This window comes from Streptococcus sp. 29887 (assembly GCF_032595075.1).
GTDB classification, from domain to species: Bacteria; Bacillota; Bacilli; order Lactobacillales; family Streptococcaceae; genus Streptococcus; species Streptococcus iners.
On sequence record NZ_CP118735.1, the window covers coordinates 1078986 to 1105062 of the forward strand.

General features: G+C 36.8%; 19 protein-coding genes and 1 pseudogene. 14 read left to right on the forward strand and 6 right to left on the reverse strand.

Annotated features, from left to right (window positions below; all coding sequences use genetic code 11):
• The first annotated feature begins 8 nt into the window (after positions 1–8).
• The 12 genes and pseudogenes from PW252_RS05425 (at position 9) to PW252_RS05475 (ending at position 18281) form a co-directional block, all read left to right on the forward strand.
• Positions 9–377 carry a PrgI family protein gene (locus PW252_RS05425; RefSeq protein WP_023370251.1) on the forward strand — a complete coding sequence of 123 codons (369 nt, stop codon included), beginning with the start codon at positions 9–11 and terminating at the stop codon, positions 375–377.
• Positions 334–2763 carry a VirB4-like conjugal transfer ATPase, CD1110 family gene (locus tag PW252_RS05430; RefSeq protein ID WP_248050332.1) on the forward strand — a complete coding sequence of 810 codons (2430 nt, stop codon included), beginning with the start codon at positions 334–336 and terminating at the stop codon, positions 2761–2763. The genes PW252_RS05425 and PW252_RS05430 overlap by 44 nt, the downstream gene beginning before the upstream one ends.
• Positions 2764–2770: 7 nt before the next feature.
• Entirely contained in the window at positions 2771–5992 is a 3222-nt protein-coding gene (locus tag PW252_RS05435; RefSeq protein WP_248050329.1) for a CHAP domain-containing protein, read from the forward strand.
• A gap of 210 nt (positions 5993–6202) precedes the next feature.
• Positions 6203–6799 (forward strand): CD1107 family mobile element protein, encoded by a 597-nt coding sequence (locus PW252_RS05440; RefSeq protein ID WP_172078114.1) that lies wholly within the window; start codon positions 6203–6205, stop codon positions 6797–6799.
• Between the two features lie 42 nt (positions 6800–6841).
• Positions 6842–7480, forward strand: coding sequence for a DUF3990 domain-containing protein (locus tag PW252_RS05445; protein WP_024394595.1), 639 nt, complete (start codon positions 6842–6844; stop codon positions 7478–7480).
• The gene (locus PW252_RS05450; RefSeq protein WP_014636996.1) at positions 7465–7689 is read left to right on the forward strand and encodes a hypothetical protein; all 225 of its coding nucleotides are present in this window, start codon (positions 7465–7467) and stop codon (positions 7687–7689) included. The genes PW252_RS05445 and PW252_RS05450 overlap by 16 nt, the downstream gene beginning before the upstream one ends.
• A gap of 78 nt (positions 7690–7767) precedes the next feature.
• Positions 7768–8970 carry a DNA (cytosine-5-)-methyltransferase gene (gene dcm / locus PW252_RS05455; RefSeq protein WP_248050323.1) on the forward strand — a complete coding sequence of 401 codons (1203 nt, stop codon included), beginning with the start codon at positions 7768–7770 and terminating at the stop codon, positions 8968–8970.
• Positions 8948–9907 carry a DNA cytosine methyltransferase gene (locus PW252_RS05460; RefSeq protein WP_248050320.1) on the forward strand — a complete coding sequence of 320 codons (960 nt, stop codon included), beginning with the start codon at positions 8948–8950 and terminating at the stop codon, positions 9905–9907. The genes dcm and PW252_RS05460 overlap by 23 nt, the downstream gene beginning before the upstream one ends.
• Entirely contained in the window at positions 9904–10356 is a 453-nt protein-coding gene (locus PW252_RS05465; RefSeq protein ID WP_248050319.1) for a hypothetical protein, read from the forward strand. Before PW252_RS05460 ends, PW252_RS05465 begins: the two co-directional genes overlap by 4 nt.
• An 817-nt stretch (positions 10357–11173) precedes the next feature.
• Positions 11174–11581 carry a TnpV protein gene (locus PW252_RS11310; protein WP_398582956.1) on the forward strand — a complete coding sequence of 136 codons (408 nt, stop codon included), beginning with the start codon at positions 11174–11176 and terminating at the stop codon, positions 11579–11581.
• Between the two features lie 686 nt (positions 11582–12267).
• Positions 12268–17643, forward strand: a pseudogene (locus PW252_RS11315) (DEAD/DEAH box helicase family protein); the annotation flags it as partial.
• Complete coding sequence (locus tag PW252_RS05475) at positions 17640–18281, forward strand: single-stranded DNA-binding protein (protein WP_201342854.1); 642 nt, start codon at positions 17640–17642, stop codon at positions 18279–18281. The pseudogene PW252_RS11315 and the gene PW252_RS05475, both read left to right, overlap by 4 nt.
• 33 nt (positions 18282–18314) lie before the next feature.
• On the opposite strand, the gene PW252_RS05480 is transcribed toward PW252_RS05475, so the two are convergent.
• A complete protein-coding gene (locus PW252_RS05480) occupies positions 18315–18905 on the reverse strand; it encodes a PBECR4 domain-containing protein (RefSeq protein ID WP_248050316.1) in 591 nt (196 codons plus the stop codon).
• A 340-nt stretch (positions 18906–19245) separates the two neighbouring features.
• Between PW252_RS05480 and PW252_RS05485 the strand changes: the two genes are divergently transcribed.
• Positions 19246–22029 (forward strand): DNA methyltransferase, encoded by a 2784-nt coding sequence (locus tag PW252_RS05485; RefSeq protein WP_248050315.1) that lies wholly within the window; start codon positions 19246–19248, stop codon positions 22027–22029.
• Positions 22026–23015: a hypothetical protein gene (locus PW252_RS05490; RefSeq protein WP_248050314.1), complete on the forward strand. Its 990-nt coding sequence runs from the start codon at positions 22026–22028 to the stop codon at positions 23013–23015. The genes PW252_RS05485 and PW252_RS05490 overlap by 4 nt, the downstream gene beginning before the upstream one ends.
• Positions 23016–23050: 35 nt before the next feature.
• On the opposite strand, the gene PW252_RS05495 is transcribed toward PW252_RS05490, so the two are convergent.
• The 5 genes from PW252_RS05495 to PW252_RS05515 are packed head-to-tail and all read right to left on the reverse strand — an operon-like array spanning position 23051 to position 25929.
• Positions 23051–23344, reverse strand: coding sequence for a DUF5960 family protein (locus PW252_RS05495; RefSeq protein WP_172025719.1), 294 nt, complete (start codon positions 23342–23344; stop codon positions 23051–23053).
• Positions 23331–23681, reverse strand: a complete 351-nt coding sequence (locus tag PW252_RS05500; RefSeq protein ID WP_172025718.1) for a hypothetical protein — start codon at positions 23679–23681, stop codon at positions 23331–23333. Before PW252_RS05500 ends, PW252_RS05495 begins: the two co-directional genes overlap by 14 nt.
• Positions 23678–25093, reverse strand: a complete 1416-nt coding sequence (locus tag PW252_RS05505; protein WP_248050313.1) for a Y-family DNA polymerase — start codon at positions 25091–25093, stop codon at positions 23678–23680. Before PW252_RS05505 ends, PW252_RS05500 begins: the two co-directional genes overlap by 4 nt.
• A 5-nt stretch (positions 25094–25098) precedes the next feature.
• Positions 25099–25233 carry a hypothetical protein gene (locus tag PW252_RS05510; RefSeq protein ID WP_316716856.1) on the reverse strand — a complete coding sequence of 45 codons (135 nt, stop codon included), beginning with the start codon at positions 25231–25233 and terminating at the stop codon, positions 25099–25101.
• Positions 25234–25236: 3 nt separating this feature from the next.
• Complete coding sequence (locus PW252_RS05515) at positions 25237–25929, reverse strand: XRE family transcriptional regulator (RefSeq protein ID WP_248050312.1); 693 nt, start codon at positions 25927–25929, stop codon at positions 25237–25239.
• Positions 25930–26077: the final 148 nt, after the last annotated feature.

Here is a 26077-nt window from a genome sequence, read left to right on the forward strand (position 1 = left end):
GAGAGTATATGGCCTACGTTCAAATTCCAAAGGATTTATCCAAGGTAAAAACTAAAATTGCATTTAATTTAACCAAGCGTCAGTTAATTGGTTTTTCATTGGCAGGCTTTGTTAGTCTGCCTGTTTATTTATCAATTAGGGAAAGTGTTGGAAATGATTTGGCAATGTTAGTCTTTATTATTCTTGCTTTCCCATTTTTATTTTTAACTTTTTATGAAAAAGATGGGTTAACGAGTGAAATCTATCTAAAGTATATTTTCTTACAACAACACTATCAGCCATGTGTGCGGTATAAAAGAGCACTTTATAAAGCCAAATTCAAGGAGGAGGTACATGAGACCAGAAAGAAAAAGAAAACAGGCACAAGAATTTCTTGAAGTGAAGCAGGCCCAACTAAAAAAGATACAAAAGGAAACAGCAAAACAGGAAGGAAATTCGTTTGTAGCTTCTATAAAATCATTTTTTGAATTAGGTGAAAAATGTTTTACTGTAGAAGATACAATTCCTATTGAGAAAGTGTATGAGAATGGGATTTGTCGACTAACTGATGGCTATTTTACTAAAATGATTGCTTTTGAAGACATCAACTACCAACTAGCATTGGAAGAGCAACGAGATTACATCTTCAATCAGTTTGCTTCATTTTTAAATAGTTTTGATAACAATACCAGATTGCAACTCTGTTTTACGAATCAACTTGGAAGGTTAGAAGAATTAGCTGATGCAATTACAATCCCAATTAAAAATGACGGACTTGAGGAAATTCGAAGTGAGTTTAGGACTATGCTTCAAAATCAATTGGAGAAAGGAAATAATGGATTAAGGCAGACAAAGTATATCGTTTTTGGTGTAAAAGAGGATTCGTATAGGCAAGCAAAGGTTGTATTATCAAGGCTAGAAATTGACTTACAATCTCATTTAAAAGGGATGGGAATTCGTTCTACTGTATTAAACGGTTTTGAACGTTTGATTGTACTTCATCATATTTTGAACCCGACTGAGCACTTATCTACATTACCTGATGAATTGGAAAATCGGGATTGTCGTTCTATAATCGTACCAGATAAAATTCACTTTCAGAAGAAGTATTTTTCAATGGATAATGTCCTATGTCAGACTAGTCATGTGCAGATATTAGCATCAGAATTGTCTGATAGATTCTTAACTGAATTACTTTCACTAGAGGAGAACATGGTTCTATCATTGCATATTCAAGCCTTGGATCAAGTTGATGCGATAAAGTTAGTCAAACGTAAGTTCACCGATGTGCAACGGATGACGATGGAAGAGCAGAAGAAAGCTTATCGTTCTGGTTATGATTTAGATATTATTCCTTCAGACTTGATGACCTACGGTACTGATTTGAAACACCTATTGAATGATTTACAAAGTCGTGACGAGAAGATGTTTCTCGTTTCGTTTATCATTCTAAACCAAGGATTGTCAAAAGCTAAACTGGACAATGCAGTCTCCCAGTTGGCGACCATCTGCAGTCGCCACAATTGTATGCTGAAATGTTTGGATTACCAACAGGAGCAGGGCTTAATATCAGCACTACCATTAGGAATGAATTGCATCAAAATAAAGCGGCAATTAACAACTTCAAGCACGGCCGTATTTATTCCGTTTACGACTGAAGAATTATTCATGACCTCTAGTACATCCATCTATTATGGTCTAAATGCCATTAGTCATAACTTAATCATGGCAGACAGAAAGAAACTAAAGAACCCCAATGGTTTAATCTTGGGGACGCCAGGGTCTGGAAAATCATTCTCAGCAAAGCGTGAAATCACCAATGCTATCTTAGTAACTGATGATGATATTCTCATCTGTGATCCGGAAGGAGAGTATGGTGCTTTAGTTGAAGCATTTGGTGGAGAGGTTATTCATGTATCCGCAAAATCAAAAGATTACTTAAATCCCTTGGATATTAACTTTAACTATGGGGATGGGGATGCACCTTTGAAGGATAAAGCGAATTTTATTATGTCTATGCTTGAATTGGTTGTAGGTGGTTCTGGTTTAACTGCAGCAGAAAAGTCAGTTATCGATAGGTGTCTTCCAAAAATTTATGAAGCTTATTTTGAAAATCCGATACCAGAGAATATGCCAATTTTACAAGACCTATATGAATTATTGTTAAAACAGGAGGAAAGTGTTGGCCGGAAATTAGCGACTGAAATGGAAATTTATGTGACAGGTTCCCTTAATGTTTTCAATCATCGTTCCAATGTTGACTTGAATAAGTCCCTCTTATGTTTCGATATTAAAGAGTTAGGTACCCAATTGAAAAAGATTGGTATGTTAGTTATTCAAGACCAGGTATGGAACAAGGTTTCACAAAATAGGCAGAGCCAAAAGTCAACTCGCTATTATATAGATGAATTTCACTTACTACTAAAGGAAGAACAAACAGCTCAGTATTCTGTTGAAATTTGGAAGAGGTTTAGGAAGTGGGGAGGTATTCCAACTGGATTAACACAGAACGTGAAGGATTTATTGGCAAGCAAAGAAATTGAAAATGTTTTTGATAACACCGATTTTATCATGATGTTAAACCAGGCTTCTGGCGATAGAGAAATATTAGCTAGAAAGCTAAAAATTTCACCTTATCAGCTCAATTACGTGACAAACTCTAATGCAGGTGAGGGGCTACTATTCTTTGGGAATACCATTGTCCCATTCCTAGACCAATTTCCTAAGAATACACTCTTGTATCAAAAGATGACTACCAAACCAGAGGAGGTCAAGAAAGGCTAGGTGAGAAATGGGAAAGTCAAAACGAATGGTCCGAGAGACCAATAAGAAACGCTATTCTAAATCTAAACCTGATATAGGACAACGGAAAGAAGTACAAGATTTTTCTGGGAGAGCGGTTGATGAGAAAGTTCGCTTTCAGCACCAAATTATTCATAAGGGAAGTAAACTAGAGTGTAACCATCTTAAAGGTGATACGTCAGAAAAAAAGAATCATATTCACAAAAAATCAAATGATAAATCCCTGCAAACACATTCAAACAATCAAGACGCAAACAAATCAACTATACAACTTGATAGTTTACGAACTAAAATGGTTAATCAGGAAAGTTCGCAACAGTCTCATCCACCAGAAAGATTACAAGTTGAATCAAGGCCACCGACACAGAGGAGACAAGTTCAATTAAATCAACGTAATTCTTTTGAAAAACAAAAATTTTCACAAACACAGAACGACAACGCAACTACTGTCCAGACTAGTTTACATTCCGAAATCAAAACAAGTTTTGAGGAGGATATTCAACCACCCCCTCTTGAGATGGATGCCCGACCTCCTGAACTTGTAAGTATACATGAAGACTTTGTTAATTCAACTGAATTATATATAAAGAAGCATGGGGATATAGAGTCAAAAACTAGTCATATTCAGGGAAAAAGCGTTTCTCTGAGCAATCAGTCAAATGTTAGAAAAAATCCCGAAAGTCCATTTCGTAGATTTGAGACTAATCAAAGTAGAATCGTTGATGCAGACTCAAAGTTTTCCCATCGTAGAAATGAGGGAGAAACAAAACTTATTCATCACCAAAGCCAAGAAAATACTTCTCAACTTAGAAAAAAGAAGAGAAGAATACACGGTCAAGGTGAGTTAGTTAAAGAGCGTGGCAATATTTTCTCAGATAGACCTTTATCACCATTTGAAACTGGTTTAGAGTTATCTCAAAATGAAGCAGATTCCACTGGTTTTGTTGAGACAGGTTCAATAATTGAAAGTGAAAGAAATGGAAAAGTTATTGATGATTCAATTCTTTCAAGTCGGATTATTCCGAGTAATAAAAACTCTCAAAAAAATGTTTTTGAATATTCAAATAGTCCGAATAACAGAAGGAAGATTTTAAAAAATAGTCAGTGCCTTCAAAATGATAAAACAGTTACTCTAATTGATGAAGCTTGTCAAAGTTCAGAGCAATTTCAGCCAAATCTTAATGATAATACAATTACGGTTGGACAAACAGAACTGTCTATAAATGCCTGGTCAAAAAAGTTACATCAATCAAAATTTAGCCTATTCTCAAGTAATATTCTGCAATCAAATGCTGTCATTGAAAAGGTAAAGATTGGAGAGAATCAGTTTTCAACACGAACAAGAAAGCAATCTTCAAGTAGACAGGTAAAAAAGGAAGCAAAAGTAATTGTTGATAATGGATCTATTCTAGATTCTACTAATAACAAAGATAGTCAAATTGATTCTGTAGTATCCAAACCCACGTCAAATACTAGCCTACTACCTGTTGATAGAAGACCAACTTATGCTTTGACAAAAACAACTATGAATCAAACATATAAGGGGCGTCTTCCGTCAAAAAATAACATTAAGGTAAAACCAAATAAACCACTCAGATTTCCAAATGGACAGGCACAGGTACACGAAAAGATAAATTCATTAGTAAATGAACCTATTGAATTCGTCAAGGATAGGAAGAATAACTGTTCATTAAAAAACATTGAAAAAAGTAAACTTGGTCGAATCCAAAGAACTCCATATAAAAAAGTAATGTCAGTAATGGCCAATAGTGAGTTTCTAGCAGCTAGTTATCTTCAAGCGGGGGCTGAGGAGAATGTGGCAGTGGATGCAACAACAAAAGCGATGAATATCCATGCAACTGCAACTATGAAGATTGCCCAAAAATCTAATCGAAAAAAGACTTTGAAGAAACTGACAAAGAAGGCAAAGATTAGACAATCACAGTTGGAGTTTCGACATAAGTATCGTTTGTTGAAGGAAGATAAAACTTTTAAACGGCAATCATTCTACCGCAAAGCGATGTATCGACATCGAATGAGGCAACAAATACGTAAGAAACACCTTCCTAGATTCAGAGACAGGATAAAAGAAGAAGCAATAAAAATACTTAATCAATTCGTTCAATACATTACCACAAAATGGAAGAGTATGTTAGTTTTGGTTTTGGCTGTATTTTCACTGTTGACGGTTGTTTACTCTAATAGTCAATTTATGTTCGGTGCTCTATCATCAGTTTCTTACCAACTTACCACTACATCTTATTTATCTTCAGAGGAAATGCTAATTGCCTTAAATCACATTTTCTCTACTTATGAATTGACATTATCCAATCAGTTGACGAGATTGAAGGAGTCGAAACCTGGATATGATGAATACATTGTAAAAGGTAGGGAACAAATTGGCCATGATCCGCATGTCTTATTAGCCTATCTGACAGCTCGTTTCGGTGAAATAAAAGACCAAGCAAGTGTTGAACCTGCGATGAGACAATTATTTGAGCAGATGTATCATGTTTCCTACCAAGAGGAGAAGGAAATTCGGTACCGAACAGTCAAGGAAGAAGTGCTTGACACAAGTGGGAAGAAAACTATTGTAGAAAAACGAGTTCCATATTTGTATCGAAAATTAGTCGCAACGGTTTCAAAAAAAGATATGGATGGTCTAGTTCATGAAATATTTGCGAGTAAGCCACATAATTTAGAACATTATAAGATACTACGAGAATCGAAAGGGAACTTAGAAGCTTCTTTTCCTTCAGGTACAGGAATCAGTCTTCCAGGAAATGTATCATCAGTTTACGATGTAAATTTGAAAGGTGGTAATTTTCCACCACCAAATCCTAGCCATGTTGCAACCTTAAACGGTGGTTACCCTGGGCAGTGCACGTGGTATGTATATAATCGCTTTTCACAACTTGGAAAGCCAATCCAACATTCCCCAATGGGAAATGGAGGAGAGTGGGCTTTCTACGCTGCAAAATACGGATATCCAGTTAGTCGGGAGGCGCGAGCTGGTACTGCAGTATGTATGCCACCAACCGTACCCTATGCGGACCCTACCTACGGTCATATTGCGTTTGTGGAGCGAGTTAATCCTGATGGAAGTATCGTTATATCAGAAATGAATGTTAAAGGGGAATTCGTGATTTCAACAGGCTATCTTCCTCGTGAGATGGCGGCACAATGTTATTACATCAATTTTGGATTATAAGGAGGAATATATGCGTAAAGATATTCAAATGTTGCAAAAAAAGAAAGAAAAGTTACTAGAAAAAAAAGCAAAAACTTGACCAAGATTTGGCTCAGGTTTTGCAGGATGAACAAGATTTAATTTATGAAGAGGTCATCGTTGTCTTTGAAAAATCTAATCTATCACTTGAAGAATTTACTAAAAAAGTTCTATTTGAAAAGGAGTTGTCGCATGAAACGATTAAGTAGTTTTGTGAGGTTGGCTGGGTTGGTTATGCTTTTTGGTGGTTGCCAAACTATTTATGCAAGTTCTCCAAATCTAGACACAAATAGTCAGCCAGTAGCAGTTTCGGTTAATCCTCAAGCCTCAGAGCAAAGCAATGCTAAGGGGCAAGTTACAGAAAATGTTGATGCTAATAATCAAGATTATGAAATTACCGAATCTGTTGCAACTAAGCGACAATTTGTCACATTCACGAGTAAATCAGGTAAGGTGTTTCATCTGATTATTGATCATGATAAAGGTGGACAGAATGTCCAATTACTAACAGAAGTTTCAGAACAGGATTTGCTTAACCTAATTGAATCAACTAATACGGTTGCAGTCAAACCACAAAAGACTGAAGAAGTTGTCGAAGAAAAACCTGCCAAGAAAGAAGAACCGAAACAAAATTCTTCAGTTGGTAGCTATATTATCATAGGTCTATTTCTTATAGGAGTTTTGTGTGCAGGTTACTATATGAAGGTCATTAAACCCAAAAAAGAACATAACTTTGAAGAGTTTGAAGAAGATGATGATTACGTAAGTGAAGGAGAAGAGGAAGTTTGACATTGTTTTCCTTTTTTGTATAATGACTATAGAGGTATTGAAATGGATTTAACAAGTAAGCAAATTAAAAATTTATCACATAGTAAATGGTATCATGCTACTTTAAAAAGACATCTTCCGTCTTTGTTGAAAGGGATAAAGGTAGATTTCAACTTAGGACATGAACTCGATTTTGGTGCTGGATTTTATATCACTTCGGATTTTCAACAAGCTCAAAAATATATCAATCGTTTGGTAGAATTTCTAAATGCCAATAATGCTAGTTCGAAATTTTTGGGGAATGTGGATGAGGAAGGGATTATTTTAGAGTTTGAACTGACAGATTTTCCTTCCATCTTTACAACTTCTAAATACAAGTGTCACTATTTCAATAGTCATAAGGCTTCTAATGATGTAATAGATTTTGCTGAGTTCGTGTTTCAGAATCGGCTTCGCTCAACGGAGCTTATTCATCAATTTGATTTTATCTATGGAGTTCAGACAGATGATAATCCGACTGGTTTACTTCAAAAATATAAGGCTGGAATGGTTTCAAAAGCAGATGTTTTAGAAGAATTTCGTAAGCCATTCTCATTTAAGCAGTTATCCATTCACAATCAAGACTTTTGTGATATAATGAAGGTAAATAAGATATATTTATCTGAAGATGGAAAGGAGTTAGACCAATGGCAAAAACTGTGATTAGCCCTGTTGATTTGTATAGTAATGAATTAGCACAGGCTTTGTTAGAAGCGTCTAAATACAGACTTGAGGCTAGTGTTGCACATCAAATTGCAAGACAGTATGCAAGTCAGGTAGATTTTGAAGATCCAATCTTGATGCATGTTGGGGTTAACTCCATCGCAAGCACCTTGATTGATAAAATAAAACCTGAGTATTTTCAGACTTAAAAAAACTTTTTGATACTTAATCATTAGAGCGATTAGAGAAATCTAGTCGCTTTTTTCTATTGTCAGAAAGGAGGAAAAATGTATTTTTTGGATTTATTTGCAGGGATAGGAGGTTTTCGATTAGGACTTGAACAAGCTGGTCACATTTGTGTAGGTTTTTGTGAAATAGACCGCTTTGCTCGAAATTCCTACCAAGCTATTTTTGATACGGGAGGAGAAGTTGAATTTCATGATATACGAGAAATATCCAATAAGTCATTCCGAAAGCTCCGAGGAAAAATTGATTGCATCTGTGGTGGATTCCCTTGTCAAGCATTTTCGCTCGCTGGACGAAGATTGGGATTTGAAGATACTAGAGGAACTCTGTTCTTCGAGATTGCTAGAGCGACCCAACAAATCCAACCACGGTTTTTACTGCTTGAAAACGTTAAGGGCTTACTCAATCATGACCAAGGGAGGACGTTCCGAACTATACTCACCACGCTTAATGAACTGGGGTATGATGTTGAATGGCAAGTACTTGACAGCAAATATTTTGGTGTCCCTCAACACAGGGAAAGAGTCTATATTATTGGACATTCTAGAGGAAGAAGTCGACAGTTCATTTTTCCTATCGGACGAAAAAGTAAACAGACTAATTTATCAAGTCCAACATGTATAGGAAATATAAATCCTTCAGGAAGTGGGTTAAATGGAAATGTATATTCATCGAGCGGAATTTCGCCCACTTTGACTACTAATAAAGATGAGGGGCTAAAAATTGCTTATCCTATCCTAACACCTGATAGATTGGTTAAAAGGCAAAGGGGACGGCGGATGAAAGACCCAACAGAACCCATGTTTACGTTAACGGCACAAGACCGACACGGAGTTGTCTTGGAAAAACGCATGCCGAGAAAACGAGGACTTTACATACGTTCAAATACAAATAAGGGATTCGAGATTGCTGTTGAAGGTGACTCGCTTAATTTTGCTTATCCATCATCAAATTTTCGTAGAGGACGAGTTGGAAAACAGGTTGCTCAAACCTTAGTAACTGGTAACTCTCTTGGAGTTGTAACGAATCAATTGCGAATTCGTAAATTAACTCCAAGAGAGTGTTTTCGTTTACAGGGTTTTCCTGACTGGGCATTTAATCGAGCCAGTAGTGTTTCTTCCAATTCGCAATTGTATAAGCAAGCAGGTAACGCAGTAACGGTACCTGTTGTTTATGAAATTGGCAAGCGATTAGCCGCTATAGAAAAGGAGGGAAAAGCAGTTGAAAACCATGAGAGTTGTTGAATTATTTGGAGGAATTGGTGCTTTTCGGAAAGCACTACTAAATCAGAAGTTCCCTCATGAATTGATAGACTTTGTTGAAATAGATAGGAATTGTGTAAAAAGTTATAACGTCCTCTATAACGAGAATTTTATTCCTCAATCCGTTAAAGGGTATTCCTTACCAAATGTTCAGATTGACCTGTTAATGCATGGTAGTCCTTGTCAGGATTTTTCACGTTCTGGACTAAAAAGAGGGGGAAGGAAAGGTTCGTATACGAGAAGTTCACTATTGTTTGAGACAATTATGATTTTAAAAAATGCTGTCAAAAAACCTAAATGGGTCATTTGGGAGAATGTCGTAGGTGTACTAGATAAGAAAATGAAACCAACATTTGAGACCTATCTTTCTGAACTGGAATATTTAGGCTATTCATCTTGCTATTGGGTTTTGGACAGCTATGATTTTGGAATACCTCAAAAACGGAAACGTGTCTTTGTAGTGAGTTTTCTTGGCGAAGTTAACCCATTTGATTTTTCAAAATTGGAACGCATGAAATCTCCGTCGATTCAGGAATTTTTGGAGAAAGATGTAGCCGAGAAGTATCTAGTCATTCAACCTTCAATTCTAAAATATATTGAAAAAGCTTGTCAGTCAGTTTTTACTGAACGAGTTCATATCATTCAAGATTATTGCTATACCATTTCTACGAAGCAAACACGAGTGCCAAATGCTGGGTTTATTAAACTTACAAATGGGAAATATCGCTATCTAACAGAAAGAGAATGTTTCCGCTTGATGGGATTTACTGATTTAGACTTTGATTTATTACGGACTGTATATCCAGAAAAAAACAACAAGAAATCCAGTATCCTTTATCAACAAGCCGGAAATTCCATAGTAGTACCAGTTCTAGAGGCAATCATAAAACAAATTTATCAGAAGGAGTTAATCAAATGAAACTATTACACAAGAAATCAATTTACGAGAGCGATTACGAAGAATCTTTGCGACATGACGAGGAGATAGACGATATTATATCAAAACTTTTGTCGCTACCAGATTACCATTCGGAATTTCAATTACGATTCGAGGATGATTATCATAAGGAAATGAATGTTCCTTTAGACTATGAATCATTTCTTCATAATATTTTCGATTTTATTGCGGAGCAAGACATAAAAAATGGAGTTGATGTTCTTTTGACTGACGAAGGAAATCTTTGCTTCATGGCTTACGGCCAGTCGTATACCATTCGCTCTACTGGTGTATCGGATGTGGTTCGAACTTCTGTAACAGTTATCTCTAAAGATGAAGATGATAATAAAGTGGATTTTGGTCAGCACTTTGCTTGTCCAGTCCCTGAAAATGAGCAAACGAACAAACCTAAGTCCGAACATGTTTTATAGGGATAGGAAGGAGAAGTCATGCGAGTTGAAGATTATGCCAACTATGTCGGAGACTTATCCAGTTACTATCTCTCAGATGTTGATGCTTATCAGAGACTGTTAGCACGCTTGGGCTTTGTTGTTGGCTTTGACTTTCAAAATCAATTGAGCATTATTCATCAGAGACCGACAGCCAGTTTATGCTCAGACTTTCAATCCTGGAAATCAGTTGACCATATTGTTAGACGAGGTCAAAAAGGGATTCCAATTTTATTAAATAAACAATCCAAAATGTCAATTGGATATGTATTTGACATAAGTCAGACAGTTTTGACGAATAGAGATAACAAGCCAATTGTGGAGTGGCAATATGAAGCAGGTCGGGATCTATCCATTTTAGCAGACCTTGTTCATGAGAGACTATCGCTTAGACCAGAAAATGAGGTTGCTGCAATTCGCTATCTTGCAAATCTTGCAACGAAAGGTATTGGTTCAAAAGTTCTTGTCGGAATGAATTTAGATGTGGAAACCGAATCAAACTTATTACGCTTTATTGAACAAAGTTTTGAAGCTGTATTATCAAATAGACTTGGAATTGCACTAAAACTGAACCAAGACTTGCTAGAAAATGGTCTCGGTCAATTTAGCCCACGTCAGTTTCTGATATTTGGTGATTATTTGACCAGAATGTCGCAAAAAATTCTCAGGATTATTCATCAAAAAAAGTATGAGAAAATTGCATTAAAAGAGCAGACAAAAGAACTGATTGAGCGGTATAATGAGGTTGTAGAAGAAAGAGGAGGACAAAGAGATGAATCAAGCATTACTGATCGAGAAGATGAACACGACCTTGACAGTCAACGACTTCAGTCACTGTCAATCAACAGAGGAGATAGTAGAGGTGATTTATCGTCTAACATTACAGACCCTTCGAACCAATCAACAGATTCGGGACGAGATTGGGAAAGCTCTCTACGCCAAGGAAAGATTGGAGTTTCTGAGCAAGGAAGAGAACAAGACCGAACTACTTTTGGAATTATATCAGACAGGACAGCTGATTCCACATTTGATAGCAGTGGAGAAAGAATCACAGAGCATGGTGGAACAAATAGAAAGTCATCTGATTCAAGAATGGAAGTTGACCGAGGACTTGAAGACCAAGGATATGTTGAGCTGGATCAGCCAGATGAACAATCTTCGTCAATCCGTCAAGGAACAAGTCAGGGAGAATCTAATTTACATTTAGATAAAATATCAACTGAAGAATTGCATGATGTACTTCGAAAAGGTACTGGTACACGAGGTGGGCGACTTAGAGTTGCTCACTTTTTTTCTAGTCAGGAAGATATAAAAATTCAAGCTCAGTTTTTACAAAAAGAATATGGGTGGGGTGGTGCTACTGGTCCTAATTTTCCTATTTCCTACAATTATGACTCCAGAGGCTTACACTTGACAAGAAAGGCTGATGGTTATAATGAAACATTTAGTTGGAGGAAAGTTGCAGGTGAAATTGATAGACTTTTAGAAAATGAAACCTATCTGTCTGATGACGAAAGCAAGCTTTACCAATACAATGAACAGATATTCTCTAATTTTCAAGAATCACCATTATTTGAATTTGATAAACTGGACAATGGTCAAGTTAATGTATTTTTGGAAGATGAACTTGTAGCACGAATTGATACAGTTGGTCAGGTTAGCTATGTTGTAGAGTTAGAGGACCGTTTTAAGTTTGAAATTGATGAGTATGTTCAAAACCTAGAAACTAGTTTGCTGATAGAAAAAATCAGTCAGCATGAGCAGTTGGATCTCTTTGATGATTCAGCTTTTGATGATAGTAGTGTTGATGACACAATATCTGTTGCGGAAGGTATCAATTCAGCAGACCATATCACTCCTTCACAGTCCACTAGGAAACCTGATTTATTAGATAACTACATTCTAGATAATTTACCACATTCACTCTCTCCCTCCGAACGCTTAGACAATAACTTAGAAGCGATTCGAATCATAAAAAAATTAGATTTGGAAGGTAGACGTGCTACTTTTGAAGAACAGAAATCGCTTGCCTTATATGTTGGATGGGGTGGTCTGGCTGATGTTTTTAACGAGGAGAAAACTGGACAATGGTTAGAAGCACGAAATGAACTTACAGAATTGCTTAGTCCAGATGAATTTCAAGCAGCCAAGGAATCCACCTTGACTGCTTTTTATACACCACCATTGGTCATCGACGCTATTTATCTGGGATTGAAGAATCTTGGATTTGAAAATGGTAATATCTTGGAGCCTTCTTGTGGGGTTGGAAACTTCCTCGGTCGCCTACCAAGTGAAATGGGGCATTCTAAAATCTATGGCGTAGAGTTAGATAGAATCAGCGGTAGGATTGCACAAGAACTATATCAAAAATCCACTATTCAAATACAAGGATACGAAGATACAAGCTTTTCAAATAATTTCTTTGATGTGGCAGTTGGAAATGTTCCGTTTGGTGATTTTAAAGTTTCGGATAGAGATTATGACCGAGAAAAATTCTTGATACATGATTATTTCTTTGCCAAGTCTATCGACAAGGTTCGCAGTGGTGGAGTGATTGCATTTGTGACCTCTTCTGGAACCATGGACAAACAAGATAGTCGAGTCCGTCAGTATCTGGCCAATCGGTGCGATTTATTGGGGGCCATTCGGCTACCAAATTCAACTTTTAAAGGTTTGGCAGGAACTGAAGTTACCAGTGATATTCTTTTCTTGCAGAAGCGAGATGTTATTCGAGAGCAAGATGTTGACTGGATACATTTAGCAAGAGATGAGAATGGATTTACTTACAATAAGTATTTTGTAGATCATCCAGAGATGGTCTTGGGTAAAATGACAGAAGTATCTAGGAGATTTGGTCCAAGTTTAGCTTGTATTCCTAATGAGGAAAATTTGAGTGTACAATTGACAACTGCCGTAGAAGAAATTCAAGGTGAGATACCAAATATTAAACTAGATCAACAAATCAATGATGGGCAAGACATACTTCCAGCTTTGGATCATGTTAAGAATTTTTCTTATATCATGATAGATGGAATTCCCTATTTTCGTGAAGATTCGGTGATGATTCGGCAACACATGACAGACAAGGAAATCAATAGACTAAAAAATTATCTAGCGGTTGTCGAAAGTCTGAAAGAAGTTATTCAACTCCAAAAAGAAAATGCTAGTGATGAGTTAATTCAAGAAAGTCAACATAGGTTAAATAAAGCTTATGATACTTTCAAAGTCAATCATGACTATATTAACTCTACACTAAACCGTAGGAATTTGCGTGAGGATAGTAACTATCCATTAGTATCATCAATTGAGAAACTGGATAAAGGTAAGTTTGCAGGGAAAGGGGATATTTTCTTTAAACGGACGATTGCTAAAGCAAAAGTTGTCGAGCATTGTGAATCTAGTCATGAAGCTTTGATACTTTCAATTTCAGAAAAGGGAAGAGTTGACTTTGATTATATGACTAAGTTGACCGACAAACCGAGAGAAGTTCTCGTAAAAGAGTTGAAAGGCGAGATATATCTCGATATTCCCTACATATATCCCGAAACAACATTACTTCCATTTTCAGAGAAAGGGATGGAAGAAATGGGATTAACGTATGTTCCAGCAGACCAATACCTTAGTGGAAATATTCGCGAGAAAATGGCAATCATGGATTTTTACATTGAAAGGTATCAAGCAATTGAAAATCCAGATAAGGATGTTCTTGATAATTTAATTGAACTGAAATTTCAGAGAGATAAACTTCAGGGAGTCATGCCTAAAGAATTGACCGCAAGTGAAATATCGGTACGACTTGGTGCAACTTGGATTCCTACATCAGATATCAATCAATTTATTTTTGACACTTTACAGCCAGGTTATTATGCCAAACAAGCAATAAATGTTCATTTTTCTCCTTTTACATCAGAGTGGAAGATAGATGGCAAGACCCAGGATAGTCGCAATGACTTAGCAAATTTGACTTATGGGACAAGCAGGGTAAATGCTTATCGACTTATTGAAGATTCATTGAATTTGCGTGATACTAGAGTGTACGATACTGTCTATACTGATGGTGGTGATAAGAGACAAGTTCTAAACAAGAAAGAAACTTTGTTAGCAGGTGAGAAGCAGGAACTTCTTAAAGAGGCCTTCAAGGATTGGATTTTTAAGGACCAAAGGCGAAGACATCGTTTAGAAAAACTCTATAATGAGAAATTTAATTCTGTACGAAATCGTGAGTATGATGGGCAATATTTATCCCTAGAAGGAATGACAGCAGATATAAGTTTACGTCCTCATCAAAAAAATGCTATTGCGAGGACACTATACGGCGGCAATACACTTCTAGCTCATGTTGTTGGAGCAGGTAAAACCTTCGAGATGGTTGCCAGTGCTATGGAAAGTAAGCGTCTGGGCATGAGCAATAAAGCTTTGTTTGTTGTTCCAAACCACTTGACGGAACAAATGGGACGGGAGTTTATGGAGTTGTATCCAGCTGCCAATATCATGGTGGCCACGAAAAAAGATTTTGAACCTGCCAATCGAAAACGTTTTGTTGGTAGGATAGCGACTGGTGAATATGATGCAGTTATTATTGGACATAGTCAATTTGAGAAGATTCCAATGAGTAAGGAATATCAGGAGCAGCACTTAAAACGTCAAATTCAAGATATAGTTGAGTTTATTGAAGAATATAAGTACCAAAGAGACCAAAACTTTACTGTCAAGCAACTTGAGGGAACTAAGAAGAAATTAGAAGCCAAACTAAAAAAATTAAATGATGATTTCCGTAAGGATGATGTTGTCACCTTTGAAGAATTGGGAGTTGACAAACTATATATTGATGAAGCTCATAACTACAAAAATCTTTATCTTTATACCAAAATGCGAAACGTGGCAGGAATTGGCCAAACTGAAGCTATGAAATCTTCAGATATGTTTATGAAGTGTCGTTATTTGGACGAGTTGACAGGTGGAAAGGGTGTTGTTTTTGCGACAGGTACACCAGTGTCGAATTCGATGAGTGAACTCTACACAATGCAACGTTATCTCCAATATGATGACCTGGAGAAAAAAGGTTTACACCACTTTGATTCCTGGGCTTCTACATTCGGTGAAACAGTTACTGCCATCGAACTATCTCCAGAGGGTGACTCCTATCGTAGTAAGACACGATTCTCAAAATTTTATAATTTGCCTGAACTCATGTCCTTTGTTAAAGAAATGGCTGATATTAAAACTGCAGACCTTTTGAATTTACCAACACCCCAAGCCCATTACGAAACAATTTTAACCAGACCAACGAACCATCAGAAAGAAATTTTAAAGACTTTATCTGAACGAGCTGATAAGGTACGTAATAGAAAAGTTGAGCCTCATGAAGATAATATGTTACGAATAACAAATGATGGAAAAAAGATTGCCTTGGATCAACGGTTAATCAATACCTTACTACCTGATGATCCGGAAAGTAAGGTCAATGTCTGCACAAAAAATATTTTTGCTATTTGGGAAAAATCGAGCGACCAACGGTCAGCACAGCTAGTTTTTTGTGATATGTCTACACCTAAAGGGGATGGAACATTCAATCTTTATGATGATATGAAAGGCAAGTTAATTGAACTAGGTATCCCAGAAAATGAAATAGCATTTATACATGATGCGAATAATGAAAAGCAAAAGGCGGAACTCTTTGCCAAGGTCAGAAGTGGAGATGTTCGCATTTTATTTGGTTCTACGTCGAAAATGGGAGCAGGAACAAACGTTCAAAGTAAACTAATAGCCTTACATGATTTAGATGTTCCTTGGAGGCCAGCTGATTTGGAGCAACGGTCTGGTCGTATCGTGCGTCAAGGGAATGAAAACAAGGACGTCTATATCTACCGTTATGTGACAGAGAATACCTTTGATGCGTACCTTTGGCAGACCATTGAAAATAAGCAAAAGTTTATCTCCCAAATTATGACCTCAAAAACACCTGTGCGAGTGGCTGATGATGTTGATGAGAATACTTTGAACTATGCAGAAATTAAAGCACTTGCGACTGGTAATCCACTTATTAAAGAAAAGATGGATTTAGATGTTGAAGTATCGAAGTTACGAATGTTGGAATCCAATTATAAATCTAACCTTTATCAGTTGGAAGATAAAATTGCAAAACATTATCCATCAGAGATTACTCGATTAAAAGGGCAAATTGAAAAAGTAAATGAAGATATTAAAAGACGTGAGCCTAAAGTACAAGGTGATGGCCTATTTAACGGAATGGAGATATTAGGTAAGACATATTCTGACAAAAAAGAAGCAGCAGAAGAATTGATGAAAATTTTACCATTGGTTCCAGCTGAGGGCAGTATGCCTATTGGCAACTATCGTGGATTTGAAGTTTCAGCATTCTTCAATCAGATTGCTCAAGCAATGGATTTTGTGATTGAGGGAAATCTTTCTTACAATGGTCATTTTGGTGAAAGCCCAGAAGGCAATATTCAGCGTTTAGACAACGTTTTGGATCGAATTGATGAAGAACTATCCAAGCTAGAAAATAGACTGTCAGATGTCCAATACAAGCTCCAGGTAGCAAAAGAAGAGGTGACAAAACCATTTGAAAAGGCAGATATGTTAAAAGAAAAGACCTTGCGTTTAGCAGAGGTCAATCGAATCTTGGACATGGGCGAAGTAGAAGAACTGGATAATCCCAATCCCTTACTTGAAGATGTTAAAGCAGCGATTGTTGACTTTTTGGATCGTGAGTATGGCTTCTGCGAAGAATCAATTCATAGTAACGTAGAACAATTCAATGATATATTCTCAACTGGAGATTTAGTCTACTTAGCCAAGAGCAAAAGTAACGTTGGTGGATATGATATTGAGTATAGTGTAGACTTGTCCAATTTTTCTTGGAAATTAACCTTCGCAGATTCAGATATTCGTACAGGTCAGTTTGATGGAAGTACACCAGAGGAGCAAGCCCAGCATTTTAAATTATTTTTAGAACATTCAACCAAAGACGACTTACTATCAATTGATGAGAAAACAACCTGTCAAATGCTCGGTTTACCTTATACGAGAGAGTCGCTTGATCATGACATGGATAACGATGGAATTGTAGACCGTTATGACCATGATATTAAGGATAGTGATGCCTTTGAATCAACTTATGATGTCGATGGAGAGGAAAAACGACCTTCCACATTAGCACAAATTCAAGCTTTTAAAGCTGAAGTTGAAGAACGTGACTACAAAAGTCAGAAGAAAGAAGAAATAGAAGAGGAGCAAGTAATATGAATTTTGAAGAAATGAAATCAACTTTAGAAAATATGTTGAAAGAAAACTATGCAGACTTTACCAAGGCCATTATTTCAATTGAAAAGGATATTTCAGACCCAGACCTGTTGGAACAAGTCTACCAGGCCTATATGGATGATGATTCAATTTCAGGTTTGTTGCATTCCAATATTGATGCTATTATTGAAACATTAGAAACTGATAAGAGCCAAATATCCTTAGTTAATGTTGAATTTGTAGGCAATGTTACGAAAGATGTCGAGGTTAATGTATTTCGAGGTGCGGATGGTGAGAATTTTAAAGTTGCAAATTTTTCCATAGCACGCAATGATGAAGAGGGGAATACGCAATTTACGAAGGTAATAGCTTATAACGGACGTGCTGACTTTGCAGAGCAATTAAAGAAAGGGGATTTTGTCAAGTTAACAGGTCAGATGAAGTATGATGAGTATGAAGGCAAACTCTTCAATAACCTTGTTGTTAAGAATATAAAAATCTTAAAAACGAGAAAGAAATCCCTGGAGGAGAAGGCTGCTAAAGAAGAGAAACCTTCAACGTTAGGAGCATTGAAAGAGTATTCCCAACAAACAAAATCAGAACAAACTAAACCTAAACAGGATAAAGGGATGGAATTATGAAATAAGCTAGACTTCCGATTTTGGAGGTCTAGCTTATTTTTTCGGTCTGGAGTAAAGTGTTGTGCTTTGCTTAGTTTGATGGTCAATTTCAATTATCTCTAATACTGTATACCTTACTTGATTCGTTGTGTAGTCACGAGTTGATTTTTCAAAGGTTGAAACAGGGATATACTGATTTGGCTCTTTGGAATCTCTCTGTCTATCAAGAAATAGATAACCGATTTTATTGTCGAACGTAAATTCTAATAGATACTCCCATCGAATCCTGCTTCCCTTGATTGGATATAGTTTTGTAAATCGTACTGATAGAGTTGGTGAAGAAAAACTTTCTCTGAGTATTTCGAGAATACGCAACCTTCCACATATATCAGTAAAACCATTTGACCTAGTTAGCAATTCTTCGGAGATTGTTTTTTTCAAAATCAAATTATAGATTTCGTGCTTAGATCTGGTGGGTAAAGATAAGCCTCTTAACTTATGTATGCCTGCTAAGTGTACAAAATGTTCCTCAGCAAATGTAAGATTGAGCGTTGTCTGCTGTCCTTTTCGCCCTAAAACAATTTGATAGGTTTTCGAAAGGAGTTTTTTATAATTTCTTGCGGATGAGAGTAATAATGATTCCATGTATTTCCTTAGAAAAAAGGACAGGATAACCTGCCCTTAGTAATGAGTGTTTTCAATGTTGGCTTGAGGTGTTCACACACAACCCTAGTAAAGCTCCAGCCACAGTCAAACCAACCGACCATAGACCTTCAACGCTTAGTAAATACTCTTGTTATCTACAGTATTAGTATATCTAAAAAGAAGCATTAAATCAAGTATTTTGAAAAAATTTTGTCAACAGAGATATACTGATTTTATTAGGAAATCTATTTCAAATGTTTCATAAATTCTTCATAAAAACTCTATTTAACCTAGGTTTCCATGTTATAATTATTATAATGTTCATAAAGGAAGTAAATGTATGGATTTAAGAAGTCAGAAAAAAGCAGCTAAAGAATTTATTCTTCGATGGGAAGGCCGTGGCAATGAGCGTCAGGATAGTCAGTCATTTTGGTTGGATTTATTAGGCTCTGTGTATGGTATAGAGAATCCATCGGAATACATCACATTTGAAGACAAGGTCATATTGGACCATACGAGTTTCATCGATGGCTACATAGACAAAACCAAGGTCATGATTGAGCAAAAAGGTGCGGATAAGGATTTGAACAAGGCCATCAAACAGTCAGATGGTTCTTTGTTAACTCCATTCCAACAAGCTAAACGCTATTCAGCAAATTTGCCCTATTCCCAACGTCCTCGCTGGATTGTGACGTCAAACTTCAAGGAGTTTTATGTCTATGATATGGAGCAACCCAATGCCGAGGCAACGATTGTCAAGTTGGCGGATTTGGAGCAAGAGTTTTACCGTTTAGAATTTTTAGTTGATAAGTCGAATGAGCATCTAGAACGGGAAATGGAGATTTCCATGGAGGCTGGTGAAATTGTCCATGAGATGTATGAGGGGTTGCTCAAACAGTATAAAAATCCAAATAGCCCTGAAAGTCTGCACGCTATCAACCAGCTGATAGTTCGCTTGGTTTTCTGTTTATATGCAGAGGATTCAGGTCTTTTTGGACACAAGCTAGCCTTTCATGACTATCTGGCTCAGTTTCCGGCACCACATTTTCGTCGAGGTTTAATGGAACTTTTCCTCGTTTTGGACACACCAATTGATGAGCGTGACCCGTACTTGGAGGATAGTCTGGCTGACTTTCCCTATGTCAATGGGGGCATGTTTGCTGAGAAACAGATTGAAATTCCGAATTTCACCGAGGAACTGCGTGACTTGATTTTGGAACATGCTAGTTCTCAGTTTGACTGGTCAGACATCAGTCCGACCATCTTCGGTGCAGTTTTTGAGTCAACCCTCAACCCTGAGACCCGCCATTCGGGCGGTATGCACTATACCTCCATTGAAAATATCCATAAGGTCATCGATCCCCTCTTTTTGAATGACTTGAAAGATGAGTTAAACGACATCCGTCAATTTAAACAAGCCAAAACGGTGGAGCAAAAAGCCAAACAATTTCAGAATAAACTGGCTAGTCTGACCTTTTTTGACCCTGCCTGTGGGTCTGGTAACTTCTTGACCGAAACCTATATCTCCCTCCGACGTTTGGAAAATGAAGCCATTAAGCTCTATATGGGAGATAGTGTCAAGCTAGACGTTGAAGAGCTCGACTTGGTCAAGGTCAAGCTCAATCAGTTCTACGGTATCGAGATAAATGATTTCGCCGTCTCCGTAGCCAAAACAGCTCTCTGGATAGCAGAAAGCCAGATGCTAGAAGCCACCAAAGAAATCGTCTATGCCGAACTTGACTTCCTGCCACTCAAGTCCTATACCAATATCCACCATGGCAATGCCCTAACGACTGACTGGGAAACAGTAGTGGATAAGGACAAGCTCAACTACATTATCGGAAATCCACCGTTTTTGGGTGCGAGAGTGATGAGTAAGGAGCAGAAAGAGGATTTATTGTCTGTTTTCGGAAACTACAAAGGGGCAGGCAATCTTGATTTTGTATCTGGTTGGTATCTGAAAGCAGCTCAACTAATGAGTGGAACAAATATTCAAACTGCTCTGGTTTCTACAAATTCGATTACTCAAGGTGAACAGGCTAGCTTACTTTGGAAAATTCTACTACAAGATTTTGATGTGTCGATAAATTTTGCTTATAAGACCTTCAAATGGAATAGTGAAGCAAAGGATAAGGCAGCAGTCCACTGTGTTATTATTAGTTTTGGGAAGGAAAAAGCTGATAAAGTTCTTTTTGAAACACTTGACCAGGTGGTCAAAGTTAGTCATATCAATGGCTACCTTATCGATGCAGGGGACATATTCATCGAAAATCGGTCAAAACCAATTGGAGATGTTCCTGTAATGCAATTTGGCTCAATGCCAAATGACAATGGTTACCTAAGTAATTACACGCAAGAAGAAAAAGAAGTGATTTGTCAGCAATATCCGCATGCAGAAAAATTTTTCAGACCAATATATGGTGCCAAGGAATTTATTAATAGAAAAGCTCGTTGGGCGATCTGGTTGGATAAGACAAACCCTAGTGAATGGCGCACTATAAAACCAATCATAGACGCTGTTCAAGCTGTGAGAGAAAGTAGGGAATCATCTAATCGGGCTTCTACTCGGAAACTAGCTGATACTCCCTATCTATTTGGAGAAATCCGCCAACCTGAGTCGGAATACTTGATTGTTCCAAAAGTTTCGTCAGAACGTCGTCGTTATATTCCTATTGGTTTTATGACTCCTGAAAAGTTAGCAAGTGACCTTGTTCTCGTTATCCCTGACGCCACCCTCTACCACTTCGGGATTCTCACATCCAACGTTCATATGGCTTGGATGCGGACGGTGGCAGGGCGATTGAAATCGGACTATCGGTATTCAGCTAAGATTGTCTACAACAATTTCCCTTGGCCAGAGGTGACGGAGGAGCAGAAGGAGAAGATTGCTCAAACGGCTCAGGTGATTTTAGACGCACGTGCCCTCTATCCAGATTCGAGTCTTGCTGACCTCTATGATGAGTTGACCATGCCAGTTGAACTGAGAAAAGCTCACCAGGCCAATGATAGAGCTGTCATGACAGCCTACGACATGACCAAAGAAGTCGACGGCAAGAAAACCTGGTTAACCGAAAGTGAAACCGTTGAAAGATTGTTTGAGTTGTATGAGGAGTTGGTGAAATGATTGATAATAATCAGTTAGCTGAGATGGCAAAAATAGCTGGTTCAATAATGTCTGAACATTCTTTTCGACTTGCTAAACTACACTCTGAATACATAAGTACAGTTTTTAGTGCAATGAAACCTGCCTTTAAGCAATTAGAAAAAAACATTCGGATAATAAATTCTACTCTTTCTAATATAATTCGAAATATTGATTTTAAAGGCTTTCTCAAACAACTCGAAGAAAATGAAAAGAGAAAATTAGCTTACTGTTTAGAGTATGATATTTACATACCACCATTACTTTTGAATGATGTCTATATTCGAACAAGATTTGAAAATCAAGCTGAAGCTGATATGGTTTTACTTGAGCATCTGAATTATTGGAAAAGCAGCTATAATAAAACGGTTTATGACTTTATTCCCCTATCAATAGATACGTATTACGAAATAAATCAATTACTACAGTTGGAGAAACTTAAATATTATAAATTAATGGTAATATTTTGTCTGGAAAGAATTGAGTTTATAATCACTGAAATGCAGTTACAAGATGCCAGGAAGCTCTCAAAGATTAAAACGTCTCAGGCCGGTGTTAGAACTATAGTCGACAGTTTGCAAGGAAAAAGCGATTTCCTAAATAATCTTGTAAATGAGTTCTCCTATACAAGTGAATTTCATAAGGATAATTATAGAGAAATAAATTTATTTAAGAGATTTGATGAAGTCGAAGATATGTATCGTAGAAATGAAATTCCTTTAAATAGAAATCTGTTCCTACATGGACTTATTAAGGAAGAGCAAGTTAATTATTTAATGGTCCAGAAAGCAATTCTAGCCTATGCCTTTTTTAGACAAATTTATTTCTTAAAAAATCAATCTACTTTATCAAAAAAATACAGAGTACAACAGTTTCAAAGAATTGGAAATTCACGAAAGCGTACAGTATTCAAAAAGGATATTAAATCGATTAATAGAGTGTACAGACCTAAATGTACTTCTTTGTAATAAAATAGGAGCATCTTGCGTTGAGCTCCTATTTTTTATGTCAAACTTGTAGTCGTTTTCTGATAGATGAATTTTCTAATCAATTTATTGTCTTTGTATGTTTCAATTTTGAAGATAAAATAATGATCTCGATTGTCTTTTGCTTTCTCTTTATTTAATACAAAATAGTTTATTCCTGAGGAAGCCATAGAATGCATTAGGTCATCAGTCAAGAATGTCAGTGGAATTGCTAACTTAGAATAGCGATAGAAATCCTCTTCAAATTTTCTGTAGCTATCACTAAAATAATCCATTTGTAATTGATTTTTATTAAACTCAAGCTGATTCATACTCTACCTCCAAGTCTATTGCAAGAATATCTGAGATTTGGCTACTGATGTAACCTTCTTTAGTTTCAAACGAAACAGATTGGAAGCTCAAATTTTTTACTTTTCCAATATAAATTTTTCCAGGGACTGTCAGAATACCAGTTAATTGGTGGCTATATAGTTGATTGAGTAGCAGTAGCTTATCTGATAAACTTAACTCACTTGAATAATCAATGCGATTGCGTTCTTGTTCTAAACCCGATGTATGTTCTGATAAGAAAAATCCCATCCATTTGGCCATCTTTCGGTCTTGATATTCTCTAGCAACCTTAAATGGCAGATAACTTCTATCAATCATTTTAATCCCTCCAATCCTCCAGCGGAATGTCCGCCGACTAATCTACTGCGAGCAATTGCCCTTGAATTTTCTAATAAAGAACTAGCTTTCTGTACAGCAAGAAATCCAAATCGATCACGAATGGAATCAATGGTTGTCTCCAATTTTTCCTCTTTTTCACTTTCTTCAAAATTATCAAAAAGTGAAATCACAGCAAAGTTTTCATCCACCAATCCATCGTACCTTACAGCAATGCTTCTAACTGCCCCTCCATCGTATTTTGAACGAAAGAGAGAAACAACTTCATCTTGAAAGACAAGTGTACGATTATTGGGGTTAATTTTTCTTTGAACATTGATTGATTTCTTGTTTTCGAAGTTTGAATAGCCTACATTTATGGCAACTACGGTTGCTTTTTTGTGCCTTCTGCGTAGCCGAATCGCAACTTGCTCTGCCATTTCCCGCAGGACAAGCTCTATATCACTTTGACGAGTGTAATCTTTATGGAGCACTTGCGAATTCCCAATCCCGACTGCTTTAGGGCGATAAGGTTCATGGACATTACTTTCATCAATACCATTAGCATGAAACCAATGTTGCACGCCAATTACACCAAATTCTTTTTTCAAGATAGTAGGGTCACAGTTGGCCAATTCTTTGATGCTGTAGATTCCCAATTTGTTTAGTCGTTTTTCTGTTCGTGAACCTATTCCCCAAAAGTCAGTCATTTTTGGAATATTCCAGACCTTTGTTTCAACATCTTCATAGGACCAATTGGCACGCATGGTAGCAGTGGTTTTAGCTTCATTATCAAGTGCTAACTTAGCTAGAAGTGGATTGGCATTACTCATTCCAACAGTTGAATAGACACCCGTTTTTTCCCAAATATCGTGTTGAATTTTTGCTGAAACCACATCTAACTTATCTTTGCGACTTAGAGATTTGTCTTCAACAAAATAATTTAGTGATGAAGTTAAGTCTATAAATCCTTCATCAATAGAATAGGGCAGAATATCTGTCAGATCTGCATAATTTTGAAATACCTTTTGTATTTCAAGATTTTTTTGAATGTACAAGTCCATTCTAGGTGGCACTATAAATGTACGCTTGGCCCAATTTTCTATGAAGGAAACAAATTTTGCATCCGTTGGCAATCCTGAGATTTTAGCACGGTAGTAGTTAAATTTTCTGGTGTGAACATCAAAGGGGAGGTCGTAAGCTCTGCCAACATTTGCTTTACCAAAGACTTTTTTGAACATTGGAGAGGAGGCTAGAATTAGACCAGAAGAGTTGTCAGCCCTACTCATGACACAAAGTGAAGTATGAAGCGGGTGAAGTCCTCTCTCTACACATTCGATTGATGCGTAGAAAGATTTCATATCAACAAAAGCAATATCGCTACGTGGTTCTTTTGAATAGTCGATATAGCCCATACTATTCACCTTGTTTTTAGTTTTGCTAGTTCATCGACCAATTCTGTCAGATGGTCAGTTATGTCGTATTCTTTTTTTTCAAGAGATAAGATAATGCGGTCTTCCTTGAGGTAAATCATTTCTTTAACAAACTTTGACATCTCCTACCCTCCAATCACAGGCATGAAGTGCCCTACAACCTTGCCAACAATTCTGATTTCATCTTCAAAGGGGATAAATTTCTCGGCAACATCTGGATTGATAGAAACCATTCTAAAGCCGTCTTCTTCACGATAGAGTTTCTTGATGTAGAGAGCTCCATTCCAGTTTAATGCATAGACAGCCCCATCATAATCAAATCCAGTAGCTCGAATCAACGCAACCTCTCCGTCTTTGTAAACAGGTTCCATTGAGTCACCTGAAATCCAAGTCGCTATATCAAACCCTGAATATTCATCTTCTGAATAAACAGTTTCTGTTTCATACTCATCAAAGAAACTTTCACCTGGTCCGGCAGATAATTGAACTTCGGAAATCACCTGATAGGAGAACAGTGACACAACATTCTCAGCAATGGATTGAGAAGCTAAAAGTTGTTCAACATAATCCTCGGCAGCTAATTTATTTTCATCTGTGAGTAGAAGATAGTTTTGAACGATAGTATATTCAGATTCAAAAAAAGATTCCTCTACATCGAAAATATCAGCAAGTATTGAAAGATTCTTCTGATTTGGTTTGGTTTTTCCGCTTTCCCAGGCACTAAAAGACATGCGACTAATATTCAGTTTTCGTGCTATTTCAGCTTGTGAGAATCCTAATTCTGTTCTTTTTTCTTTTAATTTTTTTGGAGAGAACATGTTTACTCCTTTATTTGTCAGTTTATAAACTTACACAAAGTATAAAATATTTTTTGCATTTTGACAAGTATAAGTTAAAAAAATAATTCGACAATTCCATATAATGTGCGGACAAAATATGAGAAATGCAGTAAACTAGAAGTGCGAA